This is a genomic window from Piscinibacter sp. PDB5-1 (genome assembly GCF_056676035.1).
Map to the genome: position 1 here is coordinate 1,574,556 of NZ_JBWVZL010000001.1, position 14,188 is coordinate 1,588,743.

Consider the following 14,188-nt stretch of genomic DNA (forward strand, 5'->3'; position numbering starts at 1 on the left):
GACGCGGCGTGCGCGTCAGTCCCCGAACATCTTCTGCTTGAGCTCGCGGCGCTGCTGCGCTTCGAGCGACAGCGTGGCGGTCGGGCGGGCGATCAGGCGGCCCAGGCCGATGGGCTCGCCCGTTTCGTCGCAGAAGCCGTAGTCACCGGCCTCGATGCGCCCGAGCGACTGCGAGATCTTCTTCAGCAGCTTGCGTTCGCGGTCACGCGTGCGCAACTCGAGCGCGTGCTCTTCCTCGATGGTGGCGCGGTCGGCCGGGTCGGGAACGATGGAGGTGTCTTCGCGCAGGTGCTCGGTGGTCTGGCCGGCGTTGCTGAGCAGGTCGTCTTTCAGCGCCTGCAACTTCAGGCGGAAGAACTCGAGCTGCTTGTCGTTCATGTACTCGCTCTCGGGCATGGCGAGTATTTCGGCTTCGGTGAGGTCGCGCCCGGCTTTGGTCTTCCAGGCGTTGGCCAGTTTCGGGTCGGCCTTGTGTTCGGGCTTCGGGGTATCGATCAAGAGAGAGTTCATCTGACGGGTCGGGGGACGCGGCGGCGCGAAACGGTCTGCAAATCGCGACGTGGGCGGGGGCACCGGCGCTGGGGTGGATGCCAGGGCCGAGGCCCGAGCTGCCGCGGACATCTTGGGTTGTGCCACCTTGACAGGTTTCGGGGCCGGCGCCGCCACGGTCGGGGCAGGGGCCGCAGCCACCGGCTTGGCTGCCACCTTCGGCGCAGGGCTTGCAGGGGGCGCGGCCTTGGCAGCGGGCTTGGCGGGCGTCTTGGTGGGGGTTGTTTTGATGGCGGTCTTCGAGGAGGGAGGGGCGGGCGATTTGGCCGTGGGCTTCGCAGCGGGCGCCGCTTTCTTGGCAGGTGCCTTGGTTGCGCTTGCTGGCTTGGCCGTCGTCTTGCTCACAGGGGTCTCCTCGCAGGGGTACCAGGGTTATACCCGCTTCGGGGCGCCTGAAGACGATGCTCGGAGGCCCCGCAGCCGACATTGGGCGCGCGGATTGTAGCCACGATCCTTCGGATCACGGGGTGGTTCAAACCAGGCACTGCTCCAGGCCTTGGAGCAGGATCTCACGCGGCAGGTCGATGCCGATGAACACCATCTTGCTCTGGCGTTTTTCGCCCTTGGCCCACAGGGGGCCGAGGTCGCTGCCCATCAGCTGGTGCACGCCCTGGAAGATCACCTTCTTGTCGCTGCCCTTCATGTTGAGCACGCCCTTGTAGCGCAGCAGCTTGGGGCCATAGACCTGCACGATGGCGCCGAGGAAGTCTTCGAGCTTGGCCGGGTTGAAGGCCTTGTCGGAGCGGAACACGAAAGACTTCACGTCGTCGTCGTGCGCGTGGTGGTGCGGGTGGTCGCAGTGCTCGCCATGTTCATGGTCATGGTCGTGGTGGTGGTCATGCCCGTGGCCGTGCCCGTCGTTCAGGAAGTCGGGGTCGATTTCGAGCTTGGCGTTGAGGTTGAAGCCGCGCAGGTCGAACACCTGGGCGATGGGCACGTCGCCGAAATTCACGCGACGCTGCGGCGCGCGCGGGTTCATGTGCTTGATGCGGTGCACCAGGTCATCGACTTCGGTCTCGTCCACCAGATCGGTCTTGCTGATGAAGATCTGGTCGGCGAAGCCGATCTGGCGGCGCGCTTCTTGCCGGTCGTCGAGCTGTTTCTGGCCGTGCTTGGCATCGACCAGGGTCAGGATGGAGTCGAGCAGGTAGGTCTCGGCGATCTCGTCGTCCATGAAGAAGGTCTGGGCGACGGGCCCGGGGTCGGCCAGGCCGGTGGTCTCGATCACGACGCGGTCGAACTTCAGCTCGCCCTTGCGGCGTTTTTCGGCCAACGTGGCCAGCGTCGAGCGCAGGTCTTCGCGGATGGTGCAACAGACGCAGCCGTTGTTGAGCTGGATGATTTGCTCTTCGCTGTCCTGCACGAGGATCTCGTTGTCGATGTTCTCGTCGCCGAACTCGTTCTCGATCACGGCGATCTTCTGGCCGTGCGTCTCGGTCAGCACGCGCTTGAGCAGGGTGGTCTTTCCGGAGCCCAGGAAGCCGGTCAGGATGGTGGCGGGGATGAGACTCATGGGACGCCTGTCTATATAGAGATGGGTAGTGAAAGTGGGGCGATGCGGCCGGTCGCATGAGATGGGGCCGCGACGGCACGGTGCAAGAGGCACCGTAGCACACCTGTCAAGCAGGTGACGGGCCCCGGGGACGGCGGCTGGGTGGCGCAGCGCTGCCTGTTAAGCTTTGGCCCCTTCTGAGCCTTCCGCCCTGGCGCGATGTCCGACCCCACCCCCAGTCGCCCCTACAAAGGTTCCGACAAGCATGCCCCTCAGGCCGACAAGCGCAGCCTGTTCGAACGGCTGATCGAATTTGTCTCACCCGGCCCCGACTCGCGCGACGAGTTGATCGAGACCCTGGCCGACGCCGAGCAGCGCGAGCTGATCGCCCCCGAGTCGCGGATGATGCTCGAAGGCGTGATCCGCATGGCCGATCTGACGGCCGGCGACGTGATGGTGGCCGCCCCGCGCATGGACATGCTCGACATCGAGGCGCCCTACGACGAGTTGCTGTGGGGCGTGATCGACACCGGGCACTCGCGCTTCCCGGTCTACGAGGGCAGCCGCGACAACATCATCGGCATCCTGATGGCGAAGGATCTGCTCAAGCTGCAGCGCGCGCCCGAGCTGAACCTGCGCACCCTGCTGCGCCCGGCGGTCTTCGTGCCCGAGTCGAAGGGTCTGAACGAGCTGCTGCGCGACTTCCGCTCCAACCGCAGCCACCTGGCGCTGGTGGTGGATGAATTTGGTAACACGGCCGGGCTCATCACCATCGAAGATGTGCTCGAAGAAATCGTCGGCGAGATCGAAGACGAGTTCGACGAGAAAGACGGCGAGTCGGGCATCTACACGCTGGCCGACGGCAGCCACCGCGTCGCCGGCGACACCGAGATCGAGGCGGTGAACACGTCGTTCTCGGTCGATCTGCCAATGAGCGATTTCGACACGATCGGCGGCCTGGTCGCCCATGAACACGGTCGCGTGCCCCGCCGGGGTGAGTCGGTGACGGTGGGCCACCTGGTGTTCACCGTGATGCTCACGCGCGGCGGTGCCGTGCGCTGGTTCAAGGTGACCCGTGCGCCAGAAGCCGCCCTCGGGGCCGAAGGAGCTTGAAGACGATGACGAACGCACAACGCAGCTTTTCCAACCGATCCACGTCGTCTCGGGTGGCCCAGCTGCGCAATGCCGGCATCGACACGGTGCTCTTCCTGATGGACCTGCTGTTCGTGCTGGCCGCCGGCGCCGCCAGCAGCGTGGCCACCAGCTACACCGAGGCCTGGTGGCTGCAGATCCTGTGCGTCGCGGGCCTCGCCTGGCGTGTGAGCCGCGCCAGCACGCTGCGCTCGGCGACGCTGGGCTGGGCCTTCGGCACGGCCTGGGTCGCCGCCGGCGCCTGGTGGCTCTACATCAGCATGAACCGCTATGGCGGCTTGTCGCCGGTGCTGGCCGGCTCGGCGGTGTTCGCGCTGAGCGCCTTCCTCGGGCTGTACCTGGCGATCGCCATGGCGCTCTTCGCCCGCATGCGCCGCCACCGCACGGTGCTCGACGTGCCGCTGTTCGCGGCCTGCTGGCTGCTGGCCGAACTGGCCCGCGGCGTGCTGTTCACGGGCTTCCCGTGGGCGGCCAGCGGCTATGCGCACGTCGATGGTCCGCTGGCGATGCTGGCTCCGTGGATCGGCGTGTACGGCATTGGCGCGGTCGCGGCCCTGCTGTCGGCCGCCCTGGTGCTGGGCATGCGCAGCGCGCAGTACGGCGTGGCCAGCGGCATGGTCGGCGGGCTGGTGGTGATCGCCGCCTTCGTCACGCTCGCTGCGGTCAAGCCGCCGAGCTACACACGCCCCACCGGCACCCTGCGCGTCACGCTCTTGCAGACCAACGTGCCGCAAGACCAGAAGTTCGCCGAAGAGCACCTGCCCATGAGCCTGGCCTGGGCGGCCGGTGAGCTCATCGCGGCGAAGGGCGACCTCGTCATCGGCCCCGAGACCGTGGTGCCGCTGCTGCCCGACCAGTTGCCCAAGGAATATTGGGACCCGGTGCAGCGCCGCTTCCAGCGCGGCGAACAGGCCGCGCTGATCGGCCGCCCGCTCGGCAGCTTCGAGACCGGCTACACGAACTCGGTGGTCGGCATCTCGAAAGACACCGGGCTGCAGCTCGGCGGCTTCTACCGCTACGACAAGCACCACCTGGTGCCCTTCGGCGAGTTCATCCCGAGCGGCTTTCGCTGGTTCACCAACCTGATGAACATCCCGCTGGGCGACTTCAACCGCGGGCCGCTGAGGGCCTCGTCGTTCGTCTTCCGCGGCGAGCGCATCGCACCGAACATCTGCTACGAAGACTTGTTCGGCGAAGAGTTGGCCGCACGCTTCGCCGACATGACCACCGCGCCGACGATGTTCGCCAACCTCAGCAACATCGGCTGGTTCGGCGACACCATCGCGCTCAAGCAGCACCTGCACATCTCGCGCATGCGCGCGCTCGAATTCCAGCGCCCCATGCTGCGGGCCACCAACACCGGCACCACGGCCGTGATCGACCACACCGGCAAGGTGACGCACCAGTTGCCCGTCTTGACGCGCGGCGTGCTCGACGCCGAGGTGACCGGCCGCGAGGGCCTCACGCCTTACGCCTGGTGGGTGTCGCAGTACGGCCTGTGGCCGCTGCTCGCGGTGGTGGGCGCCATCGTGCTGCTGATGGTGCCGCTGCGCCGCCGCGAAGACGACTGACGCGCCCGCGCGGGTCAGCCCTTCAGCCTGCCAGCAACTTGCGCAGCGGTGAAGGCAGACCCGAGGCCAGGGCCTCGTCGCGCGTGAACCAGCGCCCGCTGGGCCAGCGCGCCGCAATGTCTTCGAGCACCGCCGCTCGCGTGTCGTCCGGCAACACCCAGCGCACCGGGCGCAGCGTCCAGTCCAGGTGCGTCAGCACGTGCGTGAAGCTGGGCAGCGCCTCGCCGGCACCGGGCCAGTCGGCGCAGGAGGCCTCGAGGCTGCCGGGTGCATCGAACTCGGGCAGGCTCCACAGACCCGCCCACACGCCGGAGTCGGGCCGCTGGCACAGCCACAGCCGCTCGCCCTGCACGAGCCACAGCCAGGCGTTGTCGCGCTGGCTGCGCTTCAGCTTCTTGGTCTTGATCGGGTAGCGCTCGGGCGCGCCGCCCGCGCGGCCTGCGCAGTCGGCCGTCACCGGGCACAGCAGGCACTGCGGGGCGCGCGGCAGGCAGATCGTCGCGCCCAGGTCCATCAAGCCCTGGGTGTAGGCTTCGATGCCGGCGTCGGGCAGCAGGGCCTCGGCCCTGGCCCACAGCACACGCTCTTGCGCGCTGCTGGCCAGGTCGCCCTCGAAGGCCAGGTAGCGGCCCAGCACGCGCTTGACGTTGCCGTCGAGGATGGCGACCCGCTCACCGAAGCAGAAGGCCGCGATCGCCGCCGCCGTCGAACGGCCGATGCCGGGCAGGGTTTGCAACTGCGCGGCGCTGCGCGGAAATTCACCGCCATGCAACTCGACCACCGCCCGCGCGCAGGCATGCAGGTTGCGCGCACGGCTGTAGTAGCCGAGGCCGCTCCACAGCGCGAGCACCTCGTCTTGCGTCGCCGCGGCGAGGGCCCGCACGTCGGGACAGCGTTCGAGAAAGCGCGCGTAGTAGCCGAGCACGGTCGAGACCTGCGTCTGCTGCAACATGATCTCGGACAGCCACACGCGGTACGGGTCGCGGGTCTGCTGCCACGGAAGCGTGTGCCGGCCGTGCGTGCGCTGCCACGCGACGAGGCGCGGCGCGAAATGCGCTTCGCTTGGGGGCGCCAAGCGGATCAGGCTTGAGCGGCGATGCGCTTGATGGCTTCTTCGCCGCTCAGGCGCTCGGCATCGGGCGACGACGAGGCATGCTCGCGCACGCGCTGCAGCAGCTCGGCGCTGTGCGCCTGCAGGCGCTGGAACTGCGCGTCTTGCGCCTCGATCTCGGCGATGCGCTGCTCCAGGTCGCCCGAGGCCTGCTGGATGCGTTCGAGCGCTTCGCGGCGGCGGCGGAAGCCCCGGCGGCGCTCACGCAGCTGCGAATCGACCTGGGCCGAGGCGGTCTTGTTCCAGAGTTCGAGTTCGCTGCTGGCGTTTTCGAACACGACGCGCAGCTTGCTGATGAGCATGCGGCGGAACTGGTCGAGGAACTTCGGCTGCGACAGGCGCAGCGCCTGCGTGAGCCCGAGGTACTGCACGTAGTTGCGCTCGATCAGCGTCAGGTCGCGGATGAAGCGCTCGAGGTCGGGCGCCTTGGCCACCGCGAGGCTGAAGCCGAACTCGCTGTTGAGCAGCGTGAACGAGGCGTCGAGCATGTCGCGGATTTCGCCGGCGCGCACCTGGCTCAGCTTGAGCAGGTCGCGCAGCCGGTTGCACAGCCCGATGAAGGACTTCTTCGCACCCAGGTTCAGGATGCTCGCGCTCATCGCGGTTTGCATCTCGGCGACCTCTTCGCGCACCTTGTCGCTGGTCAGATCGACCAGCGCGTTCTTCAGCATGCGGGCGTGCACGGTGCGCATGGCCTGCAGGCGCTGGGTGCACTGCTCGAATTCGGCGGTTTCGGCATCGACACGTTCGAGCATCATGCGCACGCGCGCGCCGCTCTTGCCGCGCAGGCCGCGCAATTCGAGCATCTGCTCGGCGGTCTGGCGGCGGCGGTCGCCGAGGTGGCGCGCCACCTGCGCGTCCATGCGCTGCACGGCGTCGAGCACCAGGTCTTGCAGCACCTCGCGGCGTTGCGGCAGCAGCTGTTCGCCCAGCGCCGCTTCGAGGTCGAGCAGGCGGCTGTCGGCCAGCCCCTTCTGGTCGCCTTCGACACGCGAACTCAGGGCCTGACGCGCCGACAGCGGGAAGACGCGCTCCAGCGGCATCTCCAACGTGCGGGCGGTGTTGACGCGCTGCTGCTCGATCTGCTCGCGCACCTGCTCGGGCGTGGCCATCGGGTCGAGCAGCGTGTCGATCTTGTTGAGCACCACGAAGCTCGCCAGCGCCTGCGCGCCGAGGTGGTCGCGCCAGATGGCGAGGTCGCTCTTGGTGACGCCGGTGTCGGCCGCGAGGATGAACACCGTGGCGTGAGCCGAGGGCAGCAGGCTCAGCGTCAACTCGGGTTCGGCGCCGATGGCGTTGAGGCCCGGGGTGTCCATCACCACCAGCCCGCGCTTGAGCAGCGGGTGGGGGTAGTTGATCATCGCGTGGCGCCAAGCCGGCACCTCGACGAGGCCGTTGTCGCCCATGGGCGGGTTGTCGGCGGCGTTTTCGTCGTCCCAGAAGCCGAGTGCACGGGCTTCATCGACCGACACGAACTGCGTGCGCTTGACCTCTTCGAGCGAGGCCGAGAGTTCGTCGGCCGCGTTGACGTTCAGCGGCACGGTTTTCCAGGCGCGCGGCTGGTCGCGCAACTCGGTGAGCGACAGGCCTTCGAGGCGGGTGGCGATGGGCAGCAGCGCGAGCGCGGGGGGCTCTTCGGCGTCGTAGCCCAGTTCGACCGGGCACATGGTCGTGCGACCCGGCGTGGCCGGCAGGATGCGCCGGCCGGTGTCTGAAAAGAAGATCGCGTTGATCAACTCGGACTTGCCGCGCGAGAACTCGGCGACGAAGGCCACCACGAGCTTTTCACCCGAGAGGCGGCGGCGCAGGCTGTCGAGCGATTCGGTGGCCGCGGGGTCGGCGAGGTCGTGCTCGGAGAGGAAGCGGGCGAGGTCGTCGATGCGACGGCCCAGCGTGGCCCGCCACTGGCTCAGTTCGTCGAGACTGCTTGCAAAAGAGGACGCCATGCCTGAATCCACCGGCCCGCCGGAAAATGAAAACGATGGTAGCCGATGGCCCCTCTGCAAAGGGCCTCCGAAACATATCGTCACCCCGCGTTGATGTTTGTGACGCGCTCGGCTATCCGCCCACTTTGAACCGATCAGCGACGCTGGCAGGTGGGGCAGAAGAAGGTCGAACGCTGCCCCTGAACAATGCGCCGGATCGGCCCACCACAAACGTGACAGGGTTCACGTTCACGCCCGTACACACGCGCCTGAAGCTGGAATTCACCCGCCATGCCGTGCGCATTGCGGAAGTCGCGCAGCGTCGATCCCCCCAGCGCCAGCGCGTTGGCGAGCGTGTCGCGCACGGCTGCGGCCAAGCGCTCGGCGCGCGGCCGGCTGATGCAGTCGCTGCGCGTGCGCGGGTCGATGCCGGCGGCGAACAGCGCCTCGCACGCATAGATGTTGCCGGCGCCGACCACGATGTCACCAGCCAGCAGCGCCTGCTTCACCGCGACGCGCCGCCGCTGCAGCGACTCGTGCAGGTAGGCCCCGGTGAACGACGCATCGAAGGGCTCGCGCCCCAGCCCTAGCAGCAGCTTCGCCGCCGGGTCGTCGACCTGGCTGCGCGACCACACGACGGCCCCGAAGCGGCGCGGGTCGGTGAGCCGCAGGCTGCCGCGCGTGGTGACGAGGTCGAAGTGGTCGTGCGGGCCGGGCGCGCCGGCGGGATCGCCGAAGGCCAGGGAGCCCGACATGCCCAGGTGCATCAGCAGGCCGCCGTCCGACAAGGGCAGCCAGAGGTACTTGCCACGCCGGGTGGCGTCGCCCACGGTCTGGCCGACAAGCGCCTGCGGATCGCAGCCGAGCGGCCAGCGCAAGGGCTTGCCGACACGCACGGCGGTGACGCGGGCGCCGGCGATGCGTTGCGCAAAGCTCCGGCGTGTGACTTCGACCTCGGGTAACTCGGGCATCGGGGAATTATCCCGGCGGGGGCCTCTCCTAGAATCGTTCGGACCTTCTGGAGCAGCATCGATGTCGGCCCTTCCTTTCCGTTTCGGCGTGGTGCGCACTGCCCTTGTGATGGCCAGCCTGCTGGCTGCGGTCCACGGCAGCCCCCTGGCACAGCAGCCGACACCACCAGCCACTGCTGCGAGTGCCGCGGCGGCCGAGCCGATCACCCGATCGGCGATGGACGCCGAGTTGTTCCATCAACTGCTGATCGGCGAGATGGAATTGAGCGCCGGCAACGCGGCCGCTGCCTACCCGCTGATCCTCGACGCCGCCCGGCGCACGCGCGAAGAGCCGGTCTTCCGGCGCGCGGTGCAGGTGGCGCTGATGGGGCAGTCGCTCAACCGCGCCATCGAAGCGGTCAAGGCCTGGCGCATTGCCTACCCGCAGTCGCGTGACGCCTTGCAGGTGCAGTTGCAGGTGCTGCTCAGCCAGCGCCTGTGGGTCGAGACCATCGAGCCGCTGCAGGCGCTGCTGCGCATCACCCCGCGGGCCGAGCGCAACGCCACCATCGGCTCGCTGCCAACCCTGTTTGCGCGCAACACCGACAAGCAACAAGCACTGCAGGTGCTCGAACGCGTGCTGCAGGCCCCGCTGCAATCGCCCGACACCCGCGCCGCCGCCAACGCGGCGCTGGGCCGCGCGGCGCTGGCGGCGGGCGATGCCCCGCGTGCGCTCGAGCTGGCGCGCCTGGCGCATTCGCAAGAGCCGGCGTCCGAAGCCGCGGCGCTGCTGGCGCTCGAACTGCTGGGCACCACGCCCGCGGCCGAGCCGCTGGTGCAGGGCTTTCTGCAGGCCGCGCCGAAGAACGTCCCGATCCGGCTCGTCCACGTGCGGGTGCTGAGCACGGCCCAACGGTATGCCGAGGCCGTCGAGGCGCTGAAAGAGGTCACGCGACTGGAGCCCGAGCGCACCGCCCCGTGGCTCACGCTGGGCGCGCTCGAACTCGAACTGAAGCACCCGAAGGAAGCGCAGGCCGCGCTGCTGCGCTATGTGGACCTCGCCGAGAAAGAGCGCGCTGCCGCGGGCCCGCAAGCGCCCCAGTTGATCGCCCCAGGCAGCGACGACGGGGACGACGAAGACGGCGTGGCCACCTCGCCCGACCAGGGCCTGATCCAGGCTTACCTGCTGCTGGCGCGCCTGGCCGAGCAGCAACGCGACTTCACTGGCTCCGAAGCCTGGCTGGCCAAGGTCAAGAACCCCGACCGCGCGCTCGAAGTGCAATCGCGCCGCGCCTTGCTGATGGCCAAGCAGGGCAAGCTGAAAGAAGCGCGCGAGCTGATCCGCCGCGTACCCGAGAAGGCGCCCGAAGACGCACGCGCCAAGCTCGTCGCCGAAGCCCACCTGCTGCGCGACGTGAAGCGCTGGGCCGAGGCCTCGGCGGTGCTGACCAAGGCGAACCAGCAGTTCCCCGACGATGTCGATCTGCTGTACGAGCAATCGATGATCGTCGAGAAGCTCAACCGCATGGACGAGATGGAGCGCCTGCTGCGCCGCGTGATCGCGCTCAAGCCCGACTACCACCACGCGTACAACGCGCTCGGCTACTCGCTCGCCGATCGCAACCAGCGCCTGCCGGAAGCGCGCGCGCTGGTCCGCAAGGCGCTCGAACTGGCGCCCGGCGAACCCTTCATCACCGACAGCCTCGGGTGGGTCGAGTTCCGCCTCGGCAACCACGACGAAGCCCTGCGCCTGCTGCAACAGGCCTACCGCTCGCGACCCGATGTCGAGATCGCTGCGCACCTGGGCGAGGTGCTGTGGGTGATGGGCCAGCGCGACGAGGCCCGGCGCGTGTGGCGCGAAGCCCAGCAGCGCGACGCTGCCAATGACGTGCTGCGCGAAACCCTGACGCGCCTGCGGGCCAGCCTGTGACCGGCGCCGGCCTGCGCCGTGCGGCCAGTCGCTGGCTGCTGGCACCGCTGGTGGTGATCGCCAGCGGCTGCGCCACGCTGGGTGCCGACGCGCCCCCCGCCGGCGACAGCATCTCGGGCCGCCTCGCCGTGCGCGTGGATGCCAGCCCCGGCGCTGCGGCCCAGTCGCTCAGCGGCAGCTTCGAGTTGCAGGGCACGCCCCGCGCCGGCCGCCTCAACCTCGCCTCGCCGCTGGGCACGGTGATGGCCCAGGCGCGCTGGGCCGACCAACGCGCCTGGCTCGTCACCCCTGCCGGCGAAACCGCCTTCGACGACCTCGACGCGCTGACCCGCGAAATGCTCGGCGAAAGCCTGCCCGTGGCCGCGCTCTTCGACTGGCTGCGCGGCCGCCCCTGGGCCGGCGCACCCAGCCAGCCCGCCAGCGGCGGTTTTCAGCAACTCGGCTGGGCCGTGGACCTGGCCCGCTTCGACGAAGGCTGGGTCGTCGCCCAGCGCGCGCAGCCGCCGGCCGTCACCGTGCGCGCCCGCATCGACACGCCCTGACCCGATGAGCCTGACCGCCCTGTACGACCTGCCGGCACCGGCGAAGCTGAACCTCTTTCTGCACATCACCGGCCGGCGCGACGACGGCTACCACCTGCTGCAGTCGGTGTTCGTGCTGATCGACTGGATCGACACCCTGCACGTCGAACGCCGCAGCGACGGCCAACTGCATCGCCACGACCTGGGTGCCACGCTGCCCGACGACGACCTGTGTCTGCGCGCCGCGCGCCTGCTGCAGACCGAGTCGGGCACCAACTTCGGCGCCGACCTCTCCATCGACAAGCAAGTGCCCTGGGGCGCGGGCATGGGCGGCGGCAGCTCCGACGCGGCCACGACGCTTTTGGCGCTCAACCGCCTGTGGGGCCTGAACTGGCCGCGAGCGAGGCTGCTCGCGCTGGGCCTGCGCCTCGGCGCCGACGTGCCTTTCTTCCTCGGTGGGCGCAACTCGTGGGTCGAAGGCATCGGCGAAAAACTCACCCCACTGGAGCTGCCGCCGATGTGGCTGGCGGTGCTCAAGCCCGCCGAGGCCATCGAAACGCGTGGCATCTTTTCAAGCCCGGACTTGGTACGCGACACCAAGGCTGCTATACTCGCGGGCTTTCTTGCGGAGGAAGGCATTTCGCAGCTTCTGGCAGGGTTTGGTCGCAACGACTTGCAGCCCCCCGCCGAACGCCAATGCCCCCAGGTGGCGCAAGCCGCCGACCTGCTGCAGGCCTCATTCGGCAACAGCCGCATGACAGGCTCAGGCAGCGCGGTCTTCGCAAGAGCAGGCACAGACGCCAACCCCATGGCGACGCTTCCGGCAGATCTTCCGCCGGGCTGGGTGGGGCGGATGTGCCGCAGTCTGAGTGCCCATCCGCTTGCGGGTTGGACGTTCGACTGAGCCAGTTGAAGGTGGGTTGCAGGCGCAAGCCGGCAATCGACCGGTGTAGGGGAGTCGCCAAGTTGGTTAAGGCATCGGATTTTGATTCCGACATTCGAGGGTTCGAGTCCTTCCTCCCCTGCCAAATTCTTCTTTCTTTGATGCTCGATTCCCGGTGCCCGAGCAACTCTGCCGAGGGGCACACCGGGGCTGACCGATAAGGTGCTGCGTGTCTTCTGACGCACCGCGACAAAGCCTCGACGGAGGGAATGTGCTCTTCAACACCGTTCTGTTCACCGGCAACGCCAACCCGGCCTTGGCGCAAGAGATCGCCACCCACCTCGGCATCGAGTTGGGCAAGGCCTCGGTGGGTCGCTTCTCCGACGGCGAAGTCGCCATCGAGATCCAGCAGAACGTGCGCGCCCGCGACATCTTCATCGTCCAGCCCACCTGTGCGCCGACGAATGAAAACCTGATGGAGCTGTGCATCATGGTCGACGCGCTCAAGCGCGCCTCCGCACGGCGGGTCACCGCGGTCATCCCCTACTTCGGCTACGCCCGGCAAGACCGCCGGCCGCGCTCGACGCGCGTGCCCATCAGCGCCAAGGTCGTCGCCAACATGCTCGAAGCGGTGGGCGTCGAACGCCTGCTGACGATGGACCTGCACGCCGACCAGATCCAGGGTTTCTTCAACATCCCGGTGGACAACATCTACGCGTCGCCGGTGCTGTTGTCCGACCTGCAGAGCAAGCGCTACAGCGACCTCGTGGTCGTGTCGCCCGACGTCGGCGGCGTGGTGCGCGCCCGCGCGCTGGCCAAGCAGCTCGGCTGCGACCTGGCCATCATCGACAAGCGCCGCCCGAAGGCCAATGTGTCCGAGGTGATGCACGTCATCGGCGAGATCGACGGCCGCAACTGCGTGATCATGGACGACATGATCGACACTGCCGGCACGCTGGTGAAGGCGGCCGAGGTGCTGAAAGAGCGCGGTGCGAAAAGCGTCTACGCCTACTGCACGCACGCGGTGTTCTCGGGCCCGGCAATCGAGCGAATCAAGGGTTCGGCACTCGACGAAGTCGTCATCACCAACACGATTCCGCTCAGCCCCGAAGGCAAGCAATGTTCGAAGGTGCGCCAGCTGTCGGTGGCCTTCCTGTTCGCCGAGACCATCCGCCGCATTTCCGACGGTGAATCGGTGACCTCCCTGTTCGCGGAGCAGAACAACAACTTCTGATCCGCAACGCGACGGTCGAAGCATCGACCGCCGCATCCACCGGCCGCAAGGCCGTTTCAGACGCCTGGTCGCGGGCGTCTTCCATTTTTGGAGCCAACCATGAAATTTGTCGCTTTTGAGCGCAAGCTGCAGGGGACCGGAGCGAGCCGCCGCCTGCGCTTGGCCAACAAGGTGCCGGGCATCGTCTACGGCGCCGGCACGCCGGCCAACATCGAGCTGGATCACAACGCCCTCTTCCACGCACTGAAGAAGGAAGCGTTCCACTCGTCCATCCTCGAGATGGAACTGAACGGCAAGACCGAGCAGGTGCTGCTGCGTGACTACCAGATGCACCCGTTCCGCCAGATCGTGCTGCACATCGACTTCCAACGTGTCGATGCGACCACCAAGATCACGAAGAAGGTGCCGCTGCACTTCATCAACGAAGAAAACTCGCCGGCCGTCAAGACCGACAAGTGCCTGGTGAACCACGTGGCCACCGAACTGCGCATCCAGTGCCTGGCTTCGCAACTGCCCGAGTTCCTGACGGTGGACCTGGGCAACTTGGCCAAGGGCCAGTCCCTGCACGTCAACGACCTGAAGCTGGACGCCGGCATCAAGGTCGTCACGCAAGGCAAGCCGAACCCGGTGATCGTGTCCACCTCGATGCCTGTCGAGGAAGAAGAAGCGCCGGTGGTTGCCGCCGCGCCGAAGGCCGCCCCCACGAAGGGCAAGAAGACCGAAAAGCAAAACAAGAAATAAACCGACACGGGCTTGGAGACAAGGCCCCTCGGGAGCCCCGCTTCGGCGGGGCTTTTTCGTTTGTGCGGTACATGGGCGTTCGGAGTGCACTCGCCGTCTTTTCACCGCCAAGCCGCCAAGAACGCAGAG

General features: G+C 67.9%; 12 protein-coding genes and 1 tRNA gene. 8 read left to right on the forward strand and 5 right to left on the reverse strand.

The features are described from left to right. Positions 1–15: 15 nt before the first annotated feature. Both dksA and AC1KAT_RS07165 read right to left on the reverse strand, forming a co-directional pair. A complete protein-coding gene (dksA, locus tag AC1KAT_RS07160) occupies positions 16–510 on the reverse strand; it encodes an RNA polymerase-binding protein DksA (protein ID WP_480324201.1) in 495 nt (164 codons plus the stop codon). 511 nt (positions 511–1,021) lie between these two features. Next, positions 1,022–2,062, reverse strand: a complete 1,041-nt coding sequence (locus AC1KAT_RS07165; protein WP_480324203.1) for a CobW family GTP-binding protein — start codon at positions 2,060–2,062, stop codon at positions 1,022–1,024. Positions 2,063–2,260: 198 nt separating this feature from the next. Here AC1KAT_RS07165 and AC1KAT_RS07170 point away from each other — a divergent pair, with 198 nt between their 5' ends. Beyond that, complete coding sequence (locus AC1KAT_RS07170) at positions 2,261–3,154, forward strand: HlyC/CorC family transporter (RefSeq protein WP_480324205.1); 894 nt, start codon at positions 2,261–2,263, stop codon at positions 3,152–3,154. A gap of 5 nt (positions 3,155–3,159) precedes the next feature. Next, the gene (lnt, locus tag AC1KAT_RS07175) at positions 3,160–4,764 is read left to right on the forward strand and encodes an apolipoprotein N-acyltransferase (RefSeq protein ID WP_480324207.1); all 1,605 of its coding nucleotides are present in this window, start codon (positions 3,160–3,162) and stop codon (positions 4,762–4,764) included. 22 nt (positions 4,765–4,786) lie between these two features. Here the strand turns inward: lnt and mutY are convergent, their stop codons facing one another. From mutY to mutM, 3 genes are all read right to left on the reverse strand, one after another. Then, complete coding sequence (gene mutY / locus AC1KAT_RS07180) at positions 4,787–5,848, reverse strand: A/G-specific adenine glycosylase (RefSeq protein WP_480324327.1); 1,062 nt, start codon at positions 5,846–5,848, stop codon at positions 4,787–4,789. Then, positions 5,845–7,821: a dynamin family protein gene (locus AC1KAT_RS07185; protein WP_480324209.1), complete on the reverse strand. Its 1,977-nt coding sequence runs from the start codon at positions 7,819–7,821 to the stop codon at positions 5,845–5,847. The genes mutY and AC1KAT_RS07185 overlap by 4 nt, the downstream gene beginning before the upstream one ends. A gap of 134 nt (positions 7,822–7,955) precedes the next feature. Next, positions 7,956–8,771: a bifunctional DNA-formamidopyrimidine glycosylase/DNA-(apurinic or apyrimidinic site) lyase gene (gene mutM / locus AC1KAT_RS07190; protein WP_480324211.1), complete on the reverse strand. Its 816-nt coding sequence runs from the start codon at positions 8,769–8,771 to the stop codon at positions 7,956–7,958. A 61-nt stretch (positions 8,772–8,832) separates the two neighbouring features. Between mutM and AC1KAT_RS07195 the strand changes: the two genes are divergently transcribed. The 6 genes from AC1KAT_RS07195 (at position 8,833) to AC1KAT_RS07220 (ending at position 14,059) form a co-directional block, all read left to right on the forward strand. Further along, the gene (locus AC1KAT_RS07195; RefSeq protein ID WP_480324213.1) at positions 8,833–10,680 is read left to right on the forward strand and encodes a tetratricopeptide repeat protein; all 1,848 of its coding nucleotides are present in this window, start codon (positions 8,833–8,835) and stop codon (positions 10,678–10,680) included. After that, positions 10,677–11,222, forward strand: coding sequence for an outer membrane lipoprotein LolB (locus tag AC1KAT_RS07200; protein ID WP_480324215.1), 546 nt, complete (start codon positions 10,677–10,679; stop codon positions 11,220–11,222). Before AC1KAT_RS07195 ends, AC1KAT_RS07200 begins: the two co-directional genes overlap by 4 nt. A gap of 10 nt (positions 11,223–11,232) precedes the next feature. Beyond that, a complete protein-coding gene (gene ispE, locus AC1KAT_RS07205) occupies positions 11,233–12,105 on the forward strand; it encodes a 4-(cytidine 5'-diphospho)-2-C-methyl-D-erythritol kinase (protein ID WP_480324329.1) in 873 nt (290 codons plus the stop codon). A 47-nt stretch (positions 12,106–12,152) separates the two neighbouring features. Beyond that, a tRNA-Gln gene (locus AC1KAT_RS07210) sits at positions 12,153–12,229 on the forward strand. A gap of 126 nt (positions 12,230–12,355) precedes the next feature. Beyond that, positions 12,356–13,318, forward strand: a complete 963-nt coding sequence (locus AC1KAT_RS07215; RefSeq protein ID WP_480324331.1) for a ribose-phosphate pyrophosphokinase — start codon at positions 12,356–12,358, stop codon at positions 13,316–13,318. A 99-nt stretch (positions 13,319–13,417) separates the two neighbouring features. Next, positions 13,418–14,059 carry a 50S ribosomal protein L25/general stress protein Ctc gene (locus AC1KAT_RS07220; RefSeq protein WP_480324217.1) on the forward strand — a complete coding sequence of 214 codons (642 nt, stop codon included), beginning with the start codon at positions 13,418–13,420 and terminating at the stop codon, positions 14,057–14,059. Positions 14,060–14,188: the final 129 nt, after the last annotated feature.